24 protein-coding genes, 1 tRNA gene and 1 pseudogene are annotated in these 21,069 nt (G+C 64.5%); 10 read left to right on the top strand and 16 right to left on the bottom strand.

The features are described from left to right. From J1N50_RS07270 to J1N50_RS07255, 4 genes are all read right to left on the bottom strand, one after another. Positions 1 to 908: TldD/PmbA family protein (locus J1N50_RS07270; RefSeq protein WP_246553213.1), on the bottom strand; the 908-nt coding region annotated here is incomplete at its 3' end. Between the two features lie 39 nt (positions 909 to 947). Beyond that, positions 948 to 1,502: a DUF4402 domain-containing protein gene (locus tag J1N50_RS17760; protein WP_215351950.1), complete on the bottom strand. Its 555-nt coding sequence runs from the start codon at positions 1,500 to 1,502 to the stop codon at positions 948 to 950. A gap of 83 nt (positions 1,503 to 1,585) precedes the next feature. Then, positions 1,586 to 1,789, bottom strand: coding sequence for a zinc-finger domain-containing protein (locus J1N50_RS07260; protein WP_215351947.1), 204 nt, complete (start codon positions 1,787 to 1,789; stop codon positions 1,586 to 1,588). 43 nt (positions 1,790 to 1,832) lie between these two features. Continuing rightward, positions 1,833 to 2,393: a DUF4402 domain-containing protein gene (locus J1N50_RS07255; RefSeq protein WP_343227853.1), complete on the bottom strand. Its 561-nt coding sequence runs from the start codon at positions 2,391 to 2,393 to the stop codon at positions 1,833 to 1,835. Positions 2,394 to 2,505: 112 nt separating this feature from the next. On the opposite strand from J1N50_RS07255, the gene J1N50_RS07250 reads away from it, so the two are divergent. The 3 genes and pseudogenes from J1N50_RS07250 (at position 2,506) to J1N50_RS07240 (ending at position 5,571) form a co-directional block, all read left to right on the top strand. Then, a complete protein-coding gene (locus J1N50_RS07250; RefSeq protein ID WP_215351944.1) occupies positions 2,506 to 3,423 on the top strand; it encodes an ABC transporter ATP-binding protein in 918 nt (305 codons plus the stop codon). Between the two features lie 118 nt (positions 3,424 to 3,541). Continuing rightward, positions 3,542 to 5,131, top strand: coding sequence for an L-aspartate oxidase (gene nadB / locus J1N50_RS07245; RefSeq protein ID WP_215351940.1), 1,590 nt, complete (start codon positions 3,542 to 3,544; stop codon positions 5,129 to 5,131). Positions 5,132 to 5,187: 56 nt separating this feature from the next. Further along, a pseudogene (locus J1N50_RS07240) lies at positions 5,188 to 5,571 on the top strand (GxxExxY protein). 37 nt (positions 5,572 to 5,608) lie between these two features. Here the strand turns inward: J1N50_RS07240 and J1N50_RS07235 are convergent. The 4 genes from J1N50_RS07235 to J1N50_RS07220 form a co-directional block, all read right to left on the bottom strand. Continuing rightward, a complete protein-coding gene (locus J1N50_RS07235; RefSeq protein WP_215351937.1) occupies positions 5,609 to 5,857 on the bottom strand; it encodes a GlsB/YeaQ/YmgE family stress response membrane protein in 249 nt (82 codons plus the stop codon). Positions 5,858 to 5,967: 110 nt separating this feature from the next. Then, positions 5,968 to 6,351: a GxxExxY protein gene (locus J1N50_RS07230; RefSeq protein ID WP_215351934.1), complete on the bottom strand. Its 384-nt coding sequence runs from the start codon at positions 6,349 to 6,351 to the stop codon at positions 5,968 to 5,970. Between the two features lie 47 nt (positions 6,352 to 6,398). Continuing rightward, positions 6,399 to 7,598 carry a M20 metallopeptidase family protein gene (locus J1N50_RS07225; RefSeq protein WP_215351920.1) on the bottom strand — a complete coding sequence of 400 codons (1,200 nt, stop codon included), beginning with the start codon at positions 7,596 to 7,598 and terminating at the stop codon, positions 6,399 to 6,401. Then, entirely contained in the window at positions 7,595 to 8,566 is a 972-nt protein-coding gene (locus J1N50_RS07220) for a DNA-methyltransferase (RefSeq protein WP_215351917.1), read from the bottom strand. Before J1N50_RS07220 ends, J1N50_RS07225 begins: the two co-directional genes overlap by 4 nt. Before the next feature lie 67 nt (positions 8,567 to 8,633). Here J1N50_RS07220 and J1N50_RS07215 point away from each other — a divergent pair, with 67 nt between their 5' ends. Beyond that, entirely contained in the window at positions 8,634 to 8,864 is a 231-nt protein-coding gene (locus tag J1N50_RS07215; protein WP_058456826.1) for a helix-turn-helix domain-containing protein, read from the top strand. Continuing rightward, on the top strand, positions 8,858 to 9,373 hold the full coding sequence (locus tag J1N50_RS07210; RefSeq protein ID WP_197410185.1) for a PDDEXK family nuclease: 516 nt from the start codon (positions 8,858 to 8,860) through the stop codon (positions 9,371 to 9,373). The genes J1N50_RS07215 and J1N50_RS07210 overlap by 7 nt, the downstream gene beginning before the upstream one ends. On the opposite strand, the gene J1N50_RS07205 is transcribed toward J1N50_RS07210, so the two are convergent. After that, complete coding sequence (locus J1N50_RS07205) at positions 9,370 to 10,545, bottom strand: acyl-CoA dehydrogenase family protein (RefSeq protein WP_215351914.1); 1,176 nt, start codon at positions 10,543 to 10,545, stop codon at positions 9,370 to 9,372. The genes J1N50_RS07210 and J1N50_RS07205 overlap by 4 nt on opposite strands. A gap of 358 nt (positions 10,546 to 10,903) precedes the next feature. Here J1N50_RS07205 and J1N50_RS07200 point away from each other — a divergent pair, with 358 nt between their 5' ends. After that, positions 10,904 to 12,175, top strand: coding sequence for a dipeptidase (locus J1N50_RS07200; RefSeq protein ID WP_215351911.1), 1,272 nt, complete (start codon positions 10,904 to 10,906; stop codon positions 12,173 to 12,175). 3 nt (positions 12,176 to 12,178) lie between these two features. Here the strand turns inward: J1N50_RS07200 and J1N50_RS07195 are convergent, their stop codons facing one another. Beyond that, positions 12,179 to 12,586: a DoxX family protein gene (locus tag J1N50_RS07195; protein WP_343227852.1), complete on the bottom strand. Its 408-nt coding sequence runs from the start codon at positions 12,584 to 12,586 to the stop codon at positions 12,179 to 12,181. Further along, complete coding sequence (locus tag J1N50_RS07190) at positions 12,583 to 13,875, bottom strand: FAD-dependent oxidoreductase (RefSeq protein ID WP_215351907.1); 1,293 nt, start codon at positions 13,873 to 13,875, stop codon at positions 12,583 to 12,585. Before J1N50_RS07190 ends, J1N50_RS07195 begins: the two co-directional genes overlap by 4 nt. Before the next feature lie 155 nt (positions 13,876 to 14,030). On the opposite strand from J1N50_RS07190, the gene J1N50_RS07185 reads away from it, so the two are divergent. Further along, positions 14,031 to 14,104 (top strand) — tRNA-Gln (locus tag J1N50_RS07185). Between the two features lie 103 nt (positions 14,105 to 14,207). Here J1N50_RS07185 and J1N50_RS17930 read toward each other — a convergent pair. Further along, positions 14,208 to 14,636: a transcriptional regulator gene (locus tag J1N50_RS17930; protein ID WP_215351894.1), complete on the bottom strand. Its 429-nt coding sequence runs from the start codon at positions 14,634 to 14,636 to the stop codon at positions 14,208 to 14,210. Between J1N50_RS17930 and J1N50_RS18005 the strand changes: the two genes are divergently transcribed. After that, positions 14,626 to 14,985, top strand: a complete 360-nt coding sequence (locus J1N50_RS18005; protein WP_215351891.1) for a hypothetical protein — start codon at positions 14,626 to 14,628, stop codon at positions 14,983 to 14,985. The two genes, J1N50_RS17930 and J1N50_RS18005, sit on opposite strands and share 11 nt — an antisense overlap. 316 nt (positions 14,986 to 15,301) lie before the next feature. Here J1N50_RS18005 and J1N50_RS07170 read toward each other — a convergent pair whose 3' ends face one another. Continuing rightward, entirely contained in the window at positions 15,302 to 16,150 is an 849-nt protein-coding gene (locus J1N50_RS07170; RefSeq protein WP_215351889.1) for a hypothetical protein, read from the bottom strand. 93 nt (positions 16,151 to 16,243) lie between these two features. After that, positions 16,244 to 17,524 carry a S8 family serine peptidase gene (locus tag J1N50_RS07165; protein ID WP_246553209.1) on the bottom strand — a complete coding sequence of 427 codons (1,281 nt, stop codon included), beginning with the start codon at positions 17,522 to 17,524 and terminating at the stop codon, positions 16,244 to 16,246. Between the two features lie 124 nt (positions 17,525 to 17,648). On the opposite strand from J1N50_RS07165, the gene J1N50_RS07160 reads away from it, so the two are divergent. Together J1N50_RS07160 and J1N50_RS07155 are read left to right on the top strand one after the other, a co-directional pair. Further along, complete coding sequence (locus tag J1N50_RS07160) at positions 17,649 to 18,137, top strand: RNA polymerase sigma factor (RefSeq protein WP_215351876.1); 489 nt, start codon at positions 17,649 to 17,651, stop codon at positions 18,135 to 18,137. Further along, positions 18,134 to 18,829, top strand: coding sequence for an anti-sigma factor family protein (locus J1N50_RS07155; RefSeq protein WP_215351863.1), 696 nt, complete (start codon positions 18,134 to 18,136; stop codon positions 18,827 to 18,829). Before J1N50_RS07160 ends, J1N50_RS07155 begins: the two co-directional genes overlap by 4 nt. Positions 18,830 to 19,155: 326 nt before the next feature. Here the strand turns inward: J1N50_RS07155 and groL are convergent, their stop codons facing one another. Together groL and J1N50_RS07145 are read right to left on the bottom strand one after the other, a co-directional pair. Next, positions 19,156 to 20,775 (bottom strand): chaperonin GroEL, encoded by a 1,620-nt coding sequence (gene groL, locus J1N50_RS07150; protein WP_215351860.1) that lies wholly within the window; start codon positions 20,773 to 20,775, stop codon positions 19,156 to 19,158. A 47-nt stretch (positions 20,776 to 20,822) separates the two neighbouring features. Next, a partial coding sequence (locus tag J1N50_RS07145; protein ID WP_215351847.1) for a co-chaperone GroES occupies positions 20,823 to 21,069 on the bottom strand: 247 nt, incomplete at its 5' end.

Raw genomic sequence — 21,069 nt, 5'->3', positions numbered from 1 at the left:
CCGCCGCCGACCGGGCTTTCCATCGCACCGTCGTCGACGACGGTGACGCCGGGCGCGGCGACGCGTTCGCCGATGCGGCCCGAAAAGGCGCTGGTGCCCTTGCGGTTGAAATCGCCCTCGAGCCCGTGGCCGACGGCTTCATGGAGCAGCACGCCCGGCCAGCCGGGGCCGAGCAATACGGTGAACTCGCCCGCGGGCGCATCGACCGCGCGCAGATTGACGAGCGCCTGCGCCAGCGCCTCGTCGATCGCGCGGTTCCACTGCGCCTCCTCGAACAGATGGTCGTACATATAGCGGCCGCCGAGGCCGAAATAGCCGCTCTCGCGGCGCCCATTCTCTTCGACCACGATCGAGACGTTGAGGCGGACGAGCGGGCGGATGTCGGTCGCCAGGAAGCCGTCGGCGCGGACGATCTCGACCACCGACCAGCTGCCCGCGAGCGCGACCGAGACCTGCACGACGCGCGGATCGCGCGCGCGCGCCGCGGCGTCGACCTTCTGGCAGAGCTCGACCTTCTTTGCGAAGGGGACGAGGTCGAGCGGGTTCGCCTCGTCATAGAGATGGCGGTTGGTGCGCGGCGGCGGCGCGGCGTGCGGCCGGTTCGCGGGATCGAGCAAGGCGAGCGTCTCCGCAGCACGGCGGATCGCGCCGGCGCTGATGTCGCTGGCATGGGCGAAGCCGGTCATCTCGCCCGACACGGCGCGCAGGCCGAAGCCGGCATCGGTCGAATAGTCCGCCGTCTTGAGCCGCCCGTCGTCGAAGCCGAAGCTCTCGGTTGCGCGATACTGGAGGTAGAGTTCGCCGTCGTCGGCCTTGGCGAGCGCTTCGCGGGCGAGCTTCTGCGCCAGATCGGGGTCGAGCGCATCGGTCCGATAGAGGAAGCGGCGGGGATCGGTGGGACTGGTCATCCGGCCGATATAGGGGGGCGCGCGCCGCGGCGCCAGCGCTCAGAGATAATTGACGGTGAGCTGGAACGTGCCGCTGTAATCGCCCGCGGGCTGGTTCGCCCCGACGTTGAGCGTCCCGCCAACATAATAGGTCTGGACGCCGCTCGGCAGCAGGGTGCCGCCGAGGAGCGCGATGCCGCCGCCGCTCGTCGTCGCCGCGCGGACCAGGCTGGCGGTCATCGCAGGCGCGCCGCCGCCGGTGCGGGTCAGGGTCACGCTGGTGTCGCCGCTGACGGTGATGAGCAGGATGCCGCCCGTACCCTGGAACATTGCGCGCTGCGCAAGCGTGCCGACCGGGGTCGCGCCGCCGGTCGCGGTGCGCGCGCCGGTCAGCGCATTGACCGTCACCGTACCCGCGGTCGGCCCCGCGGCGATCGTCCCGAAATCGAGATCGTCGACCTTGACGAGGGTGTTCGGGCGCACGACCACCGAGGTGGCGGTGCCCGTCTGGTTCGCGGCAAAGGCCGGAGTGCACGCGAGCGTGCCCGCCGCAGCGGCGGCGATGGCGAGGCGGCGGAGCGCCGCTCGCGACTGGCTGGTCCCTCGAATCCCCACGATTCTGCTCCTGTCTGGAACAGACTAATGCCATCGGGACATGAATCGATGATGCGCGGGGATGGTAAAGCCGCGCTTAACGTTCAGGCGTGGTCGGCTATGCCTCCGGCGAGGACAAAGCGCCGGTCGCAATAGCCGCAGTCGGCGAAACCCTGGTCGGGATCGATCTCCAGCCAGACGCGCGGATGGCCGAGCGCGGCGTCGGCAAGGCCGTCGCCGGTGCCGTCGCAGGCGATGCGGGTCTTGGGCGTGCGGATCGTCTCGGGCTGGGGTGCGGGCTGGGTCATCGACGCGCCTTTAGCAAGCGCGATGCCCGCCCGCAATCGCCTGTCAGAGGTAATTCAGGGTGATCGTGAAGGTGCCGCTGTAGGTCCCGGGTGTCTGGTTCGCCCCGACCTCGAGCGTCGCTCCGACCGGGAAATTATAGTTGCCGAGTGCGCTCGCGATCGTGAAGCGCGTCGGCGTCGTCGACAGGATCGCGGTCGGGGTCGATCCGATCTCGAAATCGCGCACGCGCATCCGCGGGCCCGGCCCGGTGATCCAGATCGTGTTCGATCCGAGCGAGATATTGACCTGACGGTTCGGGGTGCCGAGCCCGGCGAAGCGTGCGGGCTCGCCGCCATTGCCGGCGAGCGTCGCGCCGCCGGTGCGGGTGCGCGTCCCGTCGGGCGCAAGCCGCACGGTTCCTGCGGTTCCCGACGCGACGATATCGCCGAAATCGAGGTCGTTGACCCGAAAGAAGGAAAGCGGCCGCAGGATGATCACCTCGGCCTCGCCCTGCGTACTCGTCTGCGCGAGCGCCGGCGATGCGGTGGCGGGCGCGAGCAGGAGCGCAATGGCGGCTAGACCCTGCTGCAGCGGCAGCGGGCGAATGATGTGGCTGGTCCTCACATCGTCGCTGATAAGCGCGACTCGCCAATTTAGCGTTAACGCGCGGATCGGGTTGAATTCGCCGCGGCGAGAGGGCTTTCGCGCGCGAAGGCGCGCGGCTATGGAGGCGGCCATGAGTGAAGCCGCCATCCGCATCGACGCCGTTTCCAAGACCTATGCCGGGGGCAAGCGGGCGCTCGACAATGTCAGTTTCGACGTGCCGCGCGGGCAGATTTTCGGACTGCTCGGCCCCAATGGCGCGGGCAAGTCGACCTTGATCAACATCCTGGCGGGACTCGTCAACAAGACGAGCGGCCATGCGAGCATCTGGGGCTTCGACATCGACGCCGATCCGCGCAACGCCAAATATTCGATCGGCATCGTGCCGCAGGAGATCGTTTTCGATCCCTTCTTCACGCCGTTCGAGACGCTCGAGAATCAGGCGGGGTTGTACGGCGTGCCGAAGGACAGGCGCATTTCGGACGAACTGCTCGCCGCGGTGCATCTCAGCGACAAGCGCGACGCCTATGCCCGCACGCTGTCGGGGGGCATGAAGCGCCGCCTGCTCGTCGCGAAGGCGATGGTGCATTCGCCGCCGATCATCGTGCTCGACGAGCCCACGGCGGGGGTCGATATCGAACTGCGCCAGCAGCTCTGGGAATATGTGCAGAGCCTCAACGACCGCGGCGTCACCGTGGTGCTGACGACGCACTATCTGGAAGAGGCCGAGGAGCTGTGCGACCGGATCGCGATCATCAACCATGGCAAGCTGATCGCAAACAAGCCGACGCGCGAGCTGGTCGACATGGCGCGCGAGAAGATCGTCGTGGTGACGCTCGACGCCGACGTGACCGTGTTGCCGTCGCATCCGGCGTTCGAGAAGGTCGAACGCGATGGGACACGCGGCCTTGCGATCAGCTACAACAAGGACCGGATGAACGCCGGCGAGGTGCTCGCCGCGGTGAATGCGATGGGGCATGGCATCGTCGATGTCTCGACGCGCGAAGCCGATCTGGAGGATGTGTTCCTGAATCTGACGCGCGCGGCTTGATAAAGCGTCCCTTGCTTCCCGTTCCCGCTGAGCTTGTCGAAGCGCTGTGCTTTCTCTAGCGGTTCCAGAAGAACGGTCCTTCGACAAGCTCAGGACGAACGTATGAGAGGGAAGGGCGATGGCCGATCCGACTAGCCAGCACGACGTCATCATCGTCGGCTCCGGCGCGGCGGGCCTCACCGCCGCGATCGCGCTCGCCGATCATTGCCGCGTGCTGGTACTCGCAAAGGGCGAGCTGACGGGCGGATCGACCGCCTGGGCGCAGGGCGGGATCGCCGCGGTGCTCGACGCGGGCGACACCTTCGAGAATCATATCGAGGACACGATGGTCGCGGGCGCGGGGCTCAACCGGCGCGAGACCGTGGAATTCGTCGTCGAGAATGCGCCCCACGCGATTCTGCGGCTGATCGAGATGGGCGTCCCCTTCAACAAGGAAGCCGAGGCGCTGCACCTGACGCGCGAGGGCGGGCATTCGCACCGCCGCATCGTCCATGTCGACGACGCGACCGGCTGGGCGGTGCAGGCGGCGCTCCTGAAGACCGCCGAGGCGCATCCGAACATCACCCTGCTGCCGGGACAGGCGTGCATCGACCTGATTAGCGGACGCCATGAGCTACGCTATTCCGGGTCGGGCCGCGTCTGGGGCGTCTATGCGCTCGACGAGAAGAGCGGCAAGGTCCACGCGCATGTCGGCCGCGCGACGATCCTTGCGAGCGGCGGGGCGGGGCGCGTCTATCAATTCTCCACGGCGCCGCGCGGCGCGACCGGCGACGGCATCGCGATGGCATGGCGCGCGGGATGCCGCGTCTCGAACATGGAGATGATGCAGTTCCACCCGACCTGCCTTTATAATCTCGAGGTCAAGAATTTCCTGATTACGGAGGCGGTGCGCGGCGAGGGCGGCATCCTGAAGCACCCCGTCACCGGCCACCGCTACATGCCCGATTATGACGAGCGCGCGGAGCTGGCGCCGCGCGATATCGTCGCGCGCGCCAACGACGACCAGATCAAGCGCTTCGGCCTCGACTATGTCCATCTCGACATCAGCCACAAGGACCCCGATTTCGTCGCGGGGCACTTCCCGAACATCTACGAGAAATTGCTGACGCTCGGCATCGACATGACGAAGCAGCCGATCCCGGTCGTGCCCGCCCAGCATTATACGTGCGGCGGGATATTGATCGATCTCGACGGGCGCACCGACCTGCCGGGTCTCTATGCCGCGGGCGAGTGCACCGAGAGCGGGCTCCACGGCGCGAACCGTCTCGCGTCGAACTCGCTGCTCGAATGCTTCGTGTTCGGCGAGGCGGCGGCGAAGCATATTGTCCGATGCTGGGATCAGCTCGAGCCGCCGCCCGCGATCCGCCCCTGGGACGAAAGCCGCGTCACCGATTCGGACGAAGAGGTGGTGATCAAGCAGAACTGGACCGAAATCCGCCGCTTCATGTGGAATTATGTCGGCATCGTGCGCACGACGAAACGGCTGGAGCGCGCCCAGCACCGGATCAAGATGATGACCGGGGAGGTCGAGGATTATTACGGCCACTTCCGCGTCACGACCGACCTGATCGAGCTGCGCAACCTGCTGCAATGCGCCGACCTGATCGTGAAAAGCGCGCTCCACCGCAAGGAAAGCCGCGGGCTGCACTATACGCTGGATTATCCGAAGCTGCTCTCCGAGGCGCACGATACGGTGCTGGTGCCGTAGGATTGTTCAAGAAATAGTCTCACGCAAAGGCGCGAAGGCGCAAACAAGGGGGCTGCTTGGATATCGAAGAGCTGGCGCGCGTCACGATCGACTGCGGCTTCCATCTGCACAGGAATCTGGGCCCGGGCCTGCTGGAGTCGGTCTATGAAGCCATTATGGCTAATCAATTGTCGCGACGCGGATTGAAGGTTCAGCGACAGGCGGCCATTCCGATATGATATGGAGGCATTGAACTGCCTGAGGGCTTTCGGGCCGATTTGCTCATCGAAGGCACACTGCTGGTCGAAATAAGATCCGTGGAGCGGCTATTGCCGCTTCACGGCAAGCAAGACCTCACTTATCTTCGATTGATGGATTTTCCGCTCGGCCTTCTCATCAATTTCGGCGGCGAAACCTGCAAGGAAGGCGTCAAGCGCATAGCCAACAATCGCCAAAACTAATCTTCTTCTTTGCGCCTTTGCGTGAGATATTTCTTCCTCAACCGCCGATTCCGAGCAGCCGCCCGACGAAGATCAGCACGATCGCGCCGATGATCGAGGCGAGGCAGCCCGCGCGGTGAAACTCGCCGCGCACGCCGCGCGTCGTCACCAGCCCGGCGAGCAGCGACCCGCCGATGCCGAGCAGGATGGTCGCGATCCAGCCCATCTGCACCGCGCCGGGATAGAAGAAGCGCGCGAGCGCGCCGATGATCAGGCCTGAAATAATGGCGCTGAGGATGTTGATCATGGCGCGGTCCTTTTGAATTTATGCCGGACGGAAACTTAGGGCCGTCAGGCTGTTTGCCAAGTCGAGGTCGTAACGTCTCACGCCAAGGCACAAAGGCACAAAGAAGAACGCTAACGACGGTGGTTGTTGACGATGCGCTTCACGCCCTCCTTGAACGTCTCCCCGCCGAAATTGATGAGAAGGCCGAGCGGCATGTCGAGCAGGCGAAGATAGGTCAGCACTTGTTTCCCATGGAGCGGCGATAGGCGTTCAACGGATTTCAATTCGACGAGCAACCGGCCCTCGATCAACAGATCGGCTCGAAACCCCTCGGGAAGTTCGACGCCCCCGTAACGAAGCGGGATAGGCACTTGGCGAAGGACGTTCAGCCCTCGCCGCGCAAGCTGGTCGGCCATGATCGCCTCATAGGCCGATTCCAGCAATCCGGGACCCAATTCCTTATGGAGATGGAAGCCACAATCGACGGCTATGCTGGCCAGTTCCTCGACGTTCACCTTATCTCTTTCTTGGTGGCTTTGCGCCTTTGCGTGAAGCAATTTTCCTACCCGAACCCCTCGTTCAAGAACCGTTCCGCGAGCGCCGCGTGGAGCGCCGCGCCGCGCGCCATCACCTTTTCGTCGAGGACCATGTGGTTGCTGTGCAGCCCGCAACACTGGCGCCAGTCGCTGCCCGCCTCGCTTGCGCCGAGCCAGAACATCGCGCCGGGTACCTTTTCGAGGACGTAGGAGAAATCCTCGGCACCCATCACCGGATTGTCCATCGTCAGCCACGCCTCCTCGCCGAAGGTCTCCTCGACGACCGACTGGCCGAACGCGACCGCGCGCGCGTCGCAGATGGTGACGGGAAAGCCCTCGTCGATCCGGACCTCGGCGGTGCAGCCATGCGCCTCGGCAATCGCGGGGGCGAGGCGCTTCAGTTCGCGCGCGACGTGTCCGCGGCGCTCGGGCGACAGGGTGCGGATCGTGCCGAGCATCTCGGCGGTCTCGGGAATGATATTGTTCGTCGTGCCCGCAGCGATCTTCGCGATCGTCACGACCGCGGGGTCGAAGACCGAGATGCGGCGCGTCACCATCGTCTGGATCGCCGTGACGATCGCGCAGGCGACGGGGATCGGATCGATGCTGTCGTGCGGCATCGAGGCGTGCCCGCCCGCCCCCTTGACGGAGATGTTCAGCACGTCGGACGAGGCAAGCAGCGGTCCTGCGCGCCCGGCAAAGATGCCGTGCGGCGCGTTGGGCATGATGTGGAGCGCGAAGGCGGCGTCGGGGAGCGGGTCGATAATCCCGTCCTCCAGCATGAAGCGCGCGCCATGATGCCCTTCCTCACCCGGCTGGAACATGAACATCACGGTGCCGGGCAGGCGGTCGCGCGCCGCACAGAGCAGCTTCGCCGCACCGACGAGCATCGCGACATGCGTGTCGTGCCCGCAGGCGTGCATCGCGCCGTTGATCTCCGACGAGAAATCGAGACCGGTCTCTTCGAGCAAAGGCAACGCATCCATGTCGCCGCGCAGCAGCACGGTGCGTCCGTTGGCGGGACCGCGCAGGATCGCGACCAGCCCGGTGGTCGACGGCCCCTCGCGATATTCGAGCGGGAGCCCGGCGAGCGCGGTCTTGATCTTCGCAAGCGTCTTCGGGTTTTGCAGCCCGAGTTCAGGCTCGCGGTGGATGGCGCGGCGAAGGTCGACGAGGTCGTCGAGCAAGGTTTCGGCGTCCCCCACAAAAGGACTAGGAGCGTTCATTCGGCAGCCATTGGCATATCATCCTGTAAGTCTAAAGTCTCGCCATTCACGATACGTGTATAGACGTCGAACTTTTCGTCTTTGGACATGCTGCTCGGCAAAAATCGCAATGCTGATGCGGCTACATACTCAGGGTTCAAATCGCAGCTTATCCAGCGACGGGCCTCAGTTTCAGCCGCGCGACCCGTAGTGTTTGAACCACCGAATATATCCACGACCAAGTCATTCTCCTCCGTCAGCATTTTTATGAAGAATTCTGGAATTTTGGCAGGAAAACGTGCCGGGTGAACCCGCGCCCCAATCAATTTACAGTCTTTCGTATAGTTACCGTTGCTTTCGGAGTTTGCAATATTGAGGAGATTGCTCGGAATAGCACCCCCATTGTCCGTAGCGAAGCCCTTTGAGATGCCGTGGCCGCTCGGCCTCTGCGCAGCCGAATAATATCGATCAGGGTTGTCGAGAAGTTTTTTCATTCGATCGCTATATGGAACCAGAACCCTGCTTATGTCTGCCTTTGGCCATTCAGTTTTACTAAACCACCAAATTGTATTTACTGAGTCTTTAACTCGAATTTTTCTTTTATTCACCCATTCTATGGGGCTCGGAAGCTTCGATGGATTGTTCCAGAAAAATTCTTGAGCCAAATGAAAGCCAAGCTCGTCGCAGAACTTTATAAGCACGCGGAAATTATATAAGCTACGCGAAGGGACGCCTTTTTGGTAAGCGCCACCAAGATCGAGCACAAAGCTACCGCTCGGTTTCAGTTTCTTAAAAACAAGCTGGGCGAACTCTGTTAGCCAGTCGATGTAGCTTGCCTGATCTTTATTTCCGTACTCCTTCTCGCGCTGTAACGCGAAGGGGGGTGACGTAATGACAAGATCAATGCTTTCATTCTGCATCTGCCGAAGCAAATCTAGTGAGTCTCCTGAAAAAGCTTCACCAAATTCAGTTCGATAGGCACTTTGCATCGAAAATCATCCTAACTGCTACTCAAATGCTGTAGACATAGAGGCATCAAGCGCCGTCTCTGTGACCATGCACAAATCGGGTGGAAACACAAGGAACATTCTGGCAACGAACTTGCGTCGGCTGCGCTCATCGATGGGTATGAGTCAAGAGGCGTTAGCGGATTTGGCCCACTTGCATCGGACTTTCGTCGGTTCGGTCGAAAGGCAAGAGCGGAACATCTCTCTGGACAATATTGAGCGCTTGGCTGTGGCTTTGGGCGTCAGCGTTAGTGAACTGCTAAGGCAAGAAGAATGCTGAAACCACATAAAGACAAGGCGCGGCTCGATCGCTTGTTCCCGGCGTTACGGGAGTATCAGGCTCTCGCCTCCGCGCATGGGATTTCAGACATTTTCCAGGACAACGGCGGGAAGCTTCTTCAGCTATTGATCGAGCTGGATTTGACGATTGTTGCAGGTCGAGCGGGAAGTGACGCGATAGACAGGTCGGGAAGGGAGTTTGAGATCAAGACGATGAACCTGTCGTTGACCCGCAGCTTCTCGACGCACCATCATCTTAACGATGCAATTTTGAGGCACTTCAGGTCAGTCGATTGGCTGTTCGCCTTCTATCGTGGAATCGAGTTGTCTGCGGTCTATCGCATGTCTCCTCCTCAGTTGGAGGGACTTTTTGCCAAGTGGGAGGCAACTTGGTTGGAGCGAGGAAAGAGGGACCTGAATAATCCCAAAATACCAGCCCGCTTCGTTTGCGAGAATGGCCAGTTGATTTACGGCTTCCCTCCCCAGCAAGGCTTGACGCACACCGCCTAGCGCTTCCCTCCGAACAGTTGCCGACCCGCCAGATCCAGCATGATTTCCTCGCTGCCGCCGCCGATCGCGTTGACGCGGACCTCGCGGTAGATGCGTTCGACCTTGCTGCCGGTGATATAGCTCGCGCCGCCGAGTATCTGCGCTGCCTCGCGCGCGACGGCTTCGAGCATCCGTGTCGCCTGCACCTTGAGCATCGCGAAGTCGGCGGGGCGGTCCTTGCCTTCTTTCACCTGCCAGGCGCAGAGGTCGACCCAAGCCTGTGTCGCCTCGATCTGGCGTTCCATGTCGGCGAGCTTGATGCGGATCGACTGGTGGCCGACGAGCGGCCGCCCAAAGGTCTCGCGTTGCTGCGCCCATTCGGCGGCTTCGGCCATCGCGACGCGCGCCATCGCGCAGCAGCCCATCGCCATGCCGAGCCGCTCGCTGTTGAAATTGCGCATGATGCCGATGAAGCCGCCATTCTCCGGCCCGATCAGATTCTCGGCGGGGACGCGGACGTCGCTGAAGTGGATCGCGGCGGTGTCGCTGCAGCGCCAGCCCATCTTGTCGAGCCGCGTCCGCTCGACGCCGGGGCTGTCCATGTCGATCAGCAGCAGCGAGATGCCCGCGGCGCCGGGGCCGCCGGTGCGCACGGCGCAGGTCAGCCAGTCGGCGCGCATCCCGCTGGTGATGAACATCTTGCCGCCGTTGACGATGTAGTGGTCGCCATCCCTGACGGCCGTGGTCTTGAGATTGGCGACGTCGCTGCCGCCGCCCGCTTCGGTGATACCGAGCGCGATGATCTTCTCGCCGCTCAGCACCGGCGGCGCGATGCGCTGTTTCAGTTCCTCGGAACCGAGCGCGAGGATCGGCGGCAGGCCGATGCCGTGCGTCATCAGCGAGGCGCCGAGACCCCCGGCGCCGACCGCGGCGAGTTCCTCGGTGAGGACGAGACTGTGGAAATTGTCGAAGCCTTCCGAATGCCCGCCATATTGCTCGGGATAGCGGAGGCCGAGGATGCCCGCTTCGGCGGCTTTCTTATGGAGTTCGCGCGGCAATTCGCCGTCGGCCTCCCAGCGGTCGATATGCGGCGCGATCTCGCGCTCGACAAAACGGCGGACGCTCTGCGCGAGCGCGTCGTGGGTTTCGTCATAATAGGGCGAGCGGGCGCGCCAGTCGTCGAAGGCTGTCATCGCCCGATGCTGGGCGGGGTTTACGCGAACGTCAAGGCAAGTCTGACCCGCGGGCGCGTCGCGGAAAAAATCTCGCGCAAAGGCGCAAAGGCACGAAGAAGGGAAGAGAAACGGATATCGCACAAGGACACAAGAAGGGCGCTGGACGCCAGCAACCGCAGCGCCATAATCGCGCGAAGCGCCTTTATGGTCACCTGCGGCGACAAGCTGCCCTCCGCGTGGGCGCGCGCCCTCTTTGTGTCCTTGTGCGGGATTTTATCTTCTTCGCGCCTTTGCGTGAAACAAACCGCTCGCCCTTGTGGCCTTCCGCTCCGTCCCGGGCTTGCGCCATCCGATCGACGCGTTAGGGTCGCGCGCCATGAACAAAGCCCCCCTGCTTGTCGGCCTCGCCGCATTCGCCCTGATCTCCACTCCCGCCATGGCCCAGAAGTCGCCCGAGGCGACCGCCGAAGCCGCGCTGAAGAAGGCGCCGGTGTTCGACGGGCACAACGACGTGCCATGGGCGCTGCGCGGGCGCGAGGGCAATGTCATCAACGGCTTCGATTTCGTCGACACGACCGACACTGCGAAGCCCGATGCGACCCCGCCGGTGATCGCGATGCACACCGATCTCCAGCGTCTGCGCAAGGGCCATGTCGGCGCGCAATTCTGGTCGGTCTATGTGCCCGCGAATACGAACGAGCAGCAGGCGGTGCAGCAGACGCTCGAGCAGATCGACGTCACCAAGCGGCTCGTCGCGCGCTACCCCAACGACCTCGCGCTCGCGGCGAGCAGCGCCGAACTCGAAAAGGCGATGAAGGCGGGCAAGATCGCCGGGATGATGGGGATGGAGGGCGGCCAGTCGATCGGCTCGTCGCTCGCGGTACTGCGCCAGATGTACGACCTCGGCGTACGCTACATGACGCTGACGCATTCGAAAAACATCCCCTGGGCCGACAGCGCGACCGACGCGCCCGTGCTTGATGGCCTCAACGATTTCGGCCGGCAGGTCGTGCGCGAGATGAACCGCATCGGCATGATCGTCGACCTGAGCCATGTCAGCGAGGCGACGATGAAGGACGCGCTGGAGGTTGCCAAGGCGCCGGTGATATTCAGCCACTCGGGCGTGCGCGCGGTGAACCCGCATCCGCGTAACGTCCCCGACAGCGTCCAACCGCTGGTCAAGGCGAACGGCGGGATTGTCATGGTCGTCTTCCTGCCGAGCTTCCTCGACGCCGACGTCCGCGTGCAGGGGCTCGCGCGCACCGCCGAGGATGCACGGCTGAAGGCGCTTTATCCCGGCGATCCGGTGGCGGCGAAGGCGGCGCTGGCGGCGTGGGACGCGGCGAACCCGGTGCCGAAGACCAATGTCCAGAAGGTCGCCGACCATATCGATCATCTGAAGAAGACGATCGGGGTCGATCATATCGGGCTCGGCGGCGATTACGACGGGATGGATTCGGCGCCGGTCGGCATGGAGGATGTGTCGGGCTATCCGGCGCTGTTCACCGAACTCGCGAAGCGCGGCTATTCGCAGGCCGAACTCGAAAAGATCGCCAGCGGCAACATGCTGCGCGTGCTGAAGGCGGTCGAGGCCTATGCCGCGAGCCAGAAGGGCGAGCCGCCGATCGAGACGCCGGTCGCGAAATAGGGGCTAGCGGCGACGGAACGGCCAGTCGGTCGCGCCGCCCGCCCATAGCGCCCACCAGATGATCAGCGGCTGCGCGGCGAGGCGCGGTCCGTGGTACCACCAGCTCAGCGTTTCGCCGTTGATCGCGACGTTCGCAAGCGCGTGGTGGAAATTGGCGGGCCAGACGCAGAGTGCATAGAGGGCGAGCCCCCAGCCCGCGGCCTTGCGCGTCTGCGGGATCGTCAGTCCGATGGCGCCCGCCAGCTCGGCGACGCCGGTCGCGGCGACGACGAATTCGGGCTGCGGTGCCCAATCGGGCGTGATCGCCAGGAAGGGCGCGGGGGTCGCGAGGTGGCGATAGCCTGCATAGGCATAGGCCAGCGCGAGCAGCCAGCGCAGCAGTGCGCGGATGCCGTCCCGGCCGGGGCTCACCGTCCGATCGCGGCGAGCATCGCCTCGACGCTGGTGAATTTCTCGCGCGGGTTGCCGTCGAGCGCGGCCGCGATCTCGGCGGCTTCGATCTTGCGCCAGTCGCGGAAGGTGACAGGCACGATACCGCGGCTCGCGAGCAGCGCGTCGAGCGCGGCGCGCCCGGCCTTGCCCGCCCCGCGCCCGATGTCCTCCAGTACCATTTCGGCGATGCGGGTGCCGTCGGGCTTGTTTGTCCCGATCGTTCCCGACGGGCCGCGCCGGGCCCAGCCCACCGCATAGAGACCCGGAAGCACCCGCCCCTCGTCGCTCGCGAACCGGCCGCGGCCATGCTCATAGGGGACACCGGGGATCGGCGGGGTCTGATAGCCGATGCAGCTGATCACCAGCCCCGCGTCGATCGCATAGGTTTCGCCGGTGCCGTGGCTGCGCAGGTCGGCGTCGAGCGTCGTGCGTTCGACGATCACGCGCTCGACGCGGCCGTCGCCTTCGATGCGGACGGGCATCGCAAAGAAATCGAACTCGATCGTCACCGGCTTCGCGACCGGGTTGGCTGCGAAGCTGCGGAGGTGCGTCACCGACTTGCGCATCCCGGGTTCGAGCATCGCGTCGGCGCCCTCGTCGGGGAGGTCGGCGGGGTCGACGCGCGGGCTCGCGCGCTCGAGATGGCCGAGCTCGCCAAGCTCCTTGGGGGTCATCGCGATCTGGTGCGGGCCGCGGCGGCCGAGGATGTGGATCTCGCGCACCGCGCTGTCGGAAAGCGCCGCGCGGGCGTGCGACACGATATCGCTGCCCGCGAACTCCTCCGGGGTCTTGGCAAGGATGCGGGCGACGTCGAGCGCGACATTGCCGTTGCCGACGACCACGACGCCGGGGGCATCGAGCGGGGGATCGAGCTTCGCGAAATCGGGATGGCCGTTGTACCAGCCGACGAAGGCCGCGCTGCCGATCACTCCGGGGAGTTCCGCGCCGGGGATATCGAGCGGACGGTCGTGCGGGGCGCCGGTCGCCAGCACCACCGCGTCATAGAGGCTCGTCAGTTCATCGATGCCGACGTCGGTGCCGACCGAGACATGGCCGACGAAGCGGACGTTGTCGGTGAGCGCGACGCCTTCGTAGCGGCGCGAGACCGCCTTGATCGACTGGTGATCGGGGGCGACGCCGGTGCGGATCAGGCCATAGGGAACGGGCAGCCGGTCGATGACGTCGATCGCGATATCGTCGGCTTTCTGCAATGTTTCGGCGGTATAATATCCCGCCGGACCCGACCCGACGATCGCGACATGACGCATCAACCCACCTCCATGTGCGGGGCCTGCGCCAGGGCGCGGCCCCTCTTGTTATGGCGCGATGCTAGCGGCGAAATGCGGGAGGGCAAGCAGACTGTTGCAGGTCGACGCAGCGGCCTTGACAGGACGGCCGCGCAATCATATTGCGCCCGCCTCATTGCCCCGTCGTCTAATGGTAAGACTACGGATTCTGATTCCGTCTATTGAGGTTCGAATCCTCACGGGGCATCCAAACCTTCTCCTAAGAAACGTTGGTATTTCAAATAGAAAAACCTGAAATCCGGAGTGGAAATCAGGCCTTACCCAACAACTTACCCAACAAATTCAAAATTCGCTCATTTTCGCGTGCGAGCGATGAGTTCCTTGATCTTTGCGTCGTCGGTCGTGTCTTCGATTTCCCGAAGAACCGCTTCGAGCAGATCAACACGGCTCTGCGGCACGGCCTCGGTCACGGGTTGCACCCCCATCGCCAGCCATGTCTCATCGACCTGCAAAATCTTTGCCAACGCGGTCATCTTCTCGCGCCGCGGCATCGAGAGCCCGTGCAGCCAGCGGCGGACGGTTTCGATCGTGACGTTGATCCGCTGGTGGGCGAGTTCGCGCGTGACCCAGGTGAGACGGCCATAGTCGGCCGGGCAGCGGGGGTGCTTGCAGCCCGATGAGGTCAGCCAGCGGGAAGCATTCGTCGCGCTCGTGAAGGCGGGGCGGTCGGTCGAGGAGGTCGCCGACAGCTTCGGGTTCGAGCCGCGCGCGGTGGAGCGCATCCTCGCGCTCGGCAATCTGCTCCCGCGCATCCGAACCCTCTATCGCGGTGGCGAGATCGATGCGGGCACGGTTCGCCATCTCACTCTTGCATCGAAGAGCCAGCAAAAAGCATGGCTGGCGCTGTTCGACGACGAAGGCGCCTCTTGTCCGACCGGCCATCAGCCCAAAGCATGGCTGTTCGGCGGCACGGCTATCGCGGTGAAACTGGTGTCAGGCAATCTCGCTCTATCAACGACTTTGTTACAGGCACTATTTCGAAAGGATGACCAGCAGCTTGTCGATCAGGTCGAGCACGGCACTCAGCGGTATGTGGGCCAGCACCTACGCCTAATATCACGGTGCTTCTGAACAGCGGGGATGCCCATCGCGGGTATCCGCAATGAAGCGGAAGCCGCATGACCGCTTCCTGAAGTGCTTTCGACTTCGATGGGTTCTTTGACGGGCTCGGGGTTGAAGAAGAAGCGGCTTAAGCATCCGCAATCGGTTGCGAGCTGTCATCGCCGCCCGATCGGTTTCGAACGTCCGCTTCTTAAGGTTCGCCGCCTGAAAGCCGCCAGGCCGAAACCGGCCATTCTCGAACGAAAATTGGGGCGGGCCACATCAGGGCCCGCCCAGTTAACGATCGGCGTCAAGTGGGTTCGTAGCCGATCTCCCCTTCGGTCGATTACTCGCTGCTATTCTGCTTTTCGGCCGCTTTCTTGAGCTGGCCCCCGGTCATCCCGCTCACGAGCACGTCGCCTGAGCCGACGAAGCTGGCGGCAGGAAGCGTTGCGGTGCGGTTGCCAACCTCGACCGTCACCGCCTCGACAATGCCGCGCCCCGTCTGGCGCAGTTCCTGCACATAACCGATCACCTTGCCACGCGGGTCGGTGACGGGCATGCCGGGGGTGACGGCGAACATGCCGTTGCCGCTCGCCGCGCCGCTGCCCGCTGCGGCAAGCTGCCCCAGGCTGCCCTGGGAGCTGCCCGCGGCCGACCCGGCGCCGCTGGCACTGCCCGAGACGTTCGATAGCGCGCCGCCGGCCCAGTCGCGGACAGTCCCGACCGCACCGCGCGCGGTGTCGGTTGCGGTCGAAGCAGTGTCCTGTGCGGTGTTGACGGCGCCACGCGCGGTCTGGCCGACGAGATCGGTGCCGACCCCCTGTGCGTCGATGCTGTCGCTGCCCGATGCGCTGCCCGATCCGGCGGCGTTACCGCCGATTGTGCTGCCTAGCAGATCGGCGTTGCCATTGGCCGAGGCCTTGCCATTCGCATCGGCGCTGCCCATACCTTGGACGCGGCCCGAGCGGCGATCGACGCGGGCATCTCCGCGGCCCGATCCGGTGATCTCGCCGGCGGTGCCGAGGGTACCGCCGATCGGGCCGGTCGGGTTGCCGAGCGTGCCGCCAAGGTTGCCGCCAAGGTTGCCGCCAAGCCCGCCGCTGCCGCCGAGCAGCTGCGCCGAGGCGGGCGCCGAAAACGCCATGGCCGACGCGGCAAGCGCGAGGGCCGAGGTGAAAAGTCGATTTGCCATTGTCCGTCTCCTTCGTCTTGCGGCCCGGAGGGGAGGGCCTGCCTCGAAGAACGATGGCGCGTTCGAACTTCTTCCAAAAAAATGCCGGCACGGTCAGCGGCCGCCGCAATCGCCGCAAATAAGGCCGTGCCCGTAAGTCTTGTCGCGGCCCCGCTGGCCAAGGTCTCGCGCCTCCATGACTAGCGCGGAAACGGCAGGACCGATGCGATCGATTGCCGGTGTAGGATAGTGAAGCGCGAGCCGTCCCGCGACGAGCGGCGCAGCGAAGGATGTGCCGCGCAGCCGGTCGACGGAGTCTGGCCCGGTCGCCGCCAGCACGTCATCGCCGGGCGCTGCGAAGTCCACGTGGCGCGCGCGTCCAGCCTCCGGAAGCGCGCGGTTCCTCGCGTCGACCCCAGTTACGGCGAACACACCTCTGTAGGAGGCGGGGTAGGCGGGGGGCGCAGCCGGGCCGTCGTTACCGACCGCCGCGACGATCAGCATACCGCGCTGCTGCGCACGCGAAACCGCGAGCGCCAACAGCTTGTTGTCGGGCCCGACGAGGCTGATTGTCGTCACCGCAACGCCGTTTTGCGCGAGCCAGCCAAGCGCCCGCGCGATGGTGCTCGCATTGCCGCCCGCGGGGTCGGCGCCATAGACGTCGGCGGCGAGCAGCCGCTGTCCGGGCGCCGATCCTTGCACCGGGCCGCTGCCGACCAGCAGCGAGGCGACCGCGGTGCCGTGGCTGCTGGCGACAGGTGCTCCGGCGGCGAAGCCGCGCTGCGAAACGCGCCCCGTGACCGCCGGATGCGCGGCCACGCCGCCGTCGATCAGCCCGAGCGATGCCTTGCCGGAGGCAGCGGCCCTCGCCAGCGTGGCGGCGGGGAGCGGGCTACCGGGACCGCTCGTGAAATAAATGTGGTCGACATCGACCTCGGCATCGGGGAGCAGCTTCGCAAGCTGCTTTTGCGCGCGCGCGAGGCTGCGTCCGTCGGGGACCGCGAAGCGGACGATGTCGAGGTCCAGACCTTCGATGCGATCGCGCTCCAGCAGGCGAAAGCCTTTTTCCGTTGCGCGCGCAATCATCGCATCGTCGATGCCCGTCGCGATCAATATTCCGCGCACCGCAGGCTGGCCGCCGTGGTCGGGTTCGATCCGGTCGCGATGATCGCGCAGTAGGTTCGTGATCCGGTCGATCCGCGCCTGGGCGAGCGTATCGCCGATGCGCGCCAGCGGCTCGGCGCCGACATTCGGCCCAAGGTTTGGCAAGGGCGGAAGCGTGCGCGCGGCATCGGGCAGCTGAGCCGGCGGCAGTGCGATCTGGGCGGTGACGCGCTGCGCCGTGCCCGACATCGGCAAGGCAAAGATCAATATCAGGGCGGTCCATTTTCGCATCGCTCGTCCTTGCTCGGCCGGGGCTGATCCATGTCGAACGCACGGGGCCCAAAAAATTTAGCATCATGCGGAAGAAACGATAGGGTGGCGTCGTTTCTTCCTCGGATCGGATGAAAAGGCGAATATGCGCTTCGAAGAGGAACTGGTCGAATTACTGCCGCGGCTGCGCCGGTTCGCGCGCGGATTGGCACGCCATGCAAGCGACGCAGATGATTTGTGCCAGGCAGCGATCGAACGCGCGCTGAAATCGCGCGATCAGTGGCAACAAGGCACGAGACTGGACAGTTGGATGTACCGCATCACCCGCAATATCTGGATCGACGAGCGCCGCGCCGCGGGTCGGCGCGGCGTTCATGCCCCGATCGACGACGCGGCCACGCAGGTCGCAGGTGACGGCGCAGCCGAGGTCGAGGCCGGGGCGCTGCGCGGCGACGTGGATACCGCTATGGCCCAGCTTCCGGACGAGCAGCGCGAAGTGGTCATGCTCGTCCTTGTCGAAGGCTATGCCTATCGCGAAGCCGCCGACATATTGGAGGTGCCGATCGGCACCGTCACCTCGCGCCTTGCGCGTGGCAGAGAGACGTTGATGCACTATCTCGGAGAAGCGGCATGAGTTTCGACCCTGGCACGATCGCGGCGTTCGTCGATGGCGAACTGGACGACCTGACCGCGCGCCGTATCGAACGGGAGGCTGAAAGCGATGCCGCACTTGCCGCTGAAATCGCCCGCTATCGAGCGCTGACCGCGAAGCTGTCGGCGCATTTTGCTCCCATTGCCGAGGAGTTGGTGCCAGAGCGGCTGCGCGCGCTGCTGGTCGAACCCGGCGTCGATACCAGCATGGCTGCTCGGCGTAATGCGAAACGCGGGTCGTTTGCGCCCGTGCATTGGGGTGCGATCGCCGCATCGCTGGTGCTCGGACTGACGATCGGCCTTAGACCGTGGGCACCTGCGGCGGATATTGCTTCTGTGAATGGTAGGTTGGTAGCCTCGGGCGCGCTCGCCGACGCACTCGAAACCCAACTCGCCTCGGATCAGTTGGCGAATGCCGAAATCCGCATCCGGCTGAGCTTCCGCGACAGACAAGGGCGCGCGTGCCGCAGCTTTGAGGCCCGCGACCTGTCCGGCATAGGTTGCCGCGACGGCGGCCGTTGGGAGCTGGAGCGCGCGATCGGCGGGCGGGGAAGTCAGGAGTATCGCCAAGCATCCTCGGGCGAACTGTCAGCAGCTGCCGCAGCTATGATGGCAGGGGATCCCTTTGACGTTGCCGCCGAGCGCGCTGCTCGCGACAGCGGTTGGAGAAATTGAGGAGGTTCTGCAAATCGATGTCGGCCGTGCGGCTCTCGCGATTTCAAGCCGGACAATCTGGAAGCGGCCATTTTAGTCGCTCATGAGCTTTTTGTCGAAATCTTCGCCGACGGAACTGCAGAGCGCGGTTTCCTTCTCGCGGCTGTGGTCGCGCGCCCACGATCTTTGCTGGCGACGAGCAACTCGGCTTGCCTGCGTGCTGAGCCCTGTTGGGCGCGGCGCAGCTTCGAAGGCTGTGCTCGCTAGAGGGCATAACTGATCGTCCGTTATCGTCCTTCCTGCCAGGGCGAAGGAGGGCGGCGGCATTTCCCGCCGCCCCCGGTTGATCAGAAGTCCATCGCCGGTACGGCTGCGGCCTTCTCCTCCTTCGGCAGCTCGGCGACGAGTGCCTCGGTCGTGATCAGCAGCGAGGCGACAGACGCCGCATCCTGCAGCGCGGTACGCACGACCTTCGCCGGGTCGATCACGCCTGCCTTGACGAGGTCCTGATATTCGCCGGTGGCGGCGTTGAAGCCCCAGTTATACTCCTCGCTTTCGAGCAGCTTGCCGACGATCCAGGCGCCGTCCCCGCCGGCATTGTCGGCGATCTGGCGCGCCGGCGCGCGCAGCGCCCGGCGGACGATGTCGATGCCCGACTGCTGGTCGTCGTTCGCAGCCTTGAGGCCTTCGAGCGCTTTCAGCGCGCGGAGCAGCGCAATGCCGCCGCCGGGAAGAATGCCCTCCTCGACCGCTGCGCGCGTTGCGTGGAGCGCGTCGTCGACGCGGTCCTTCTTTTCCTTGACCTCGACCTCGGTCGCACCGCCGACGCGGATCACCGCGACGCCGCCCGCGAGCTTGGCGAGCCGCTCCTGCAGCTTCTCGCGGTCGTAATCGCTCGCGGTCGTCTCGATCTGCTGGCGGATCTGCGCGACGCGGCCCTCGATGTCGGACTTCGCGCCGACGCCATCGACGATCGTCGTGTTGTCCTTGTCGATGACGACCTTCTTCGCGCGGCCGAGCATGTTGATCGTGACGTTCTCGAGCTTGATGCCGAGTTCCTCGCTGACGACATTGCCGCCGGTGAGCACCGCAATATCCTCGAGCATCGCCTTGCGGCGGTCGCCGAAGCCCGGTGCCTTGACCGCCGCGACCTTGAGCCCGCCGCGGAGGCGATTAACGACGAGCGTCGCGAGCGCGTCGCCCTCGACATCCTCGGCGATGATGAGCAGCGGCCGTCCCGACTGCACGACGCTTTCGAGCAGCGGCAGCATCGCCTGCAGGTTCGACAGCTTCTTTTCGTGGATGAGGATATAGGGGTCGTCCAGTTCGACCTTCAGCTTCTCGGCATTGGTAATGAAATAGGGGCTCAAGTAACCGCGGTCGAACTGCATGCCCTCGACCGTCTCGAGCTCGGTCGCAAGGCTCTTCGCCTCTTCGACGGTGATCACGCCCTCGTTGCCGACCTTTTCCATCGCCTCGGCGAGGATCCGGCCGACCTCTTCGTCGCCATTGGCCGAGATCGTCGCGACCTGCGCGATCTCGCTGTTGGCGTCGACCTTCTTGGCATGCGCCTTGAGGTCTTCGACGACGGTGTTCACGGCAAGATCGATGCCGCGCTTGACGTCCATCGGGTTCATCCCCGCGGCTACCGCCTTCGAGCCTTCGCGAACGATCGCCTGCGCGAGCACCGTTGCGGTGGTCGTGCCGTCGCCCGCCTTGTCGTTCTGCTTCGACGCGACCTCGCGCAGCATCTGTGCGCCCATATTCTCGAATTTGTCGGCAAGCTCGATTTCCTTGGCGACGGTGACGCCATCCTTGGTGATGTGCGGCGCGCCGAAGCTTTTGTCGATCACCACGTTGCGGCCCTTGGGGCCCAGCGTGACCTTCACTGCATTCGCAAGCGTATCCACGCCGCGCAGCATGCGATCACGCGCGTCCGACGCAAATTTCACTTCCTTGGCAGCCATTTTGACCTCCTTCTTGATGTCCTTTCAGTTGCTGGATGGATGCGGCGTCAGGCCGCCTTCTTGCGCGCCGCGGCCTGCTCGATGACGCCAAGGATGTCGCTCTCCTTCATGATGAGCAGCTCCTCGCCGTCGATACGGACTTCGGTGCCCGACCATTTGCCGAACAGGATGCGGTCGCCGACCTGGACGTCGAGTGCGGTCACCGTGCCATCCTCGGCGCGGGCGCCCGGCCCGACGGCGACGACTTCGCCTTCCTGCGGCTTTTCCTTGGCGGTGTCGGGGATGATGATGCCG

Source organism: Sphingopyxis soli (genome assembly GCF_018682675.1).
Taxonomy (GTDB): domain Bacteria; phylum Pseudomonadota; class Alphaproteobacteria; order Sphingomonadales; family Sphingomonadaceae; genus Sphingopyxis; species Sphingopyxis soli.
This window is presented reverse-complemented; position numbering and strand designations above follow the sequence as displayed.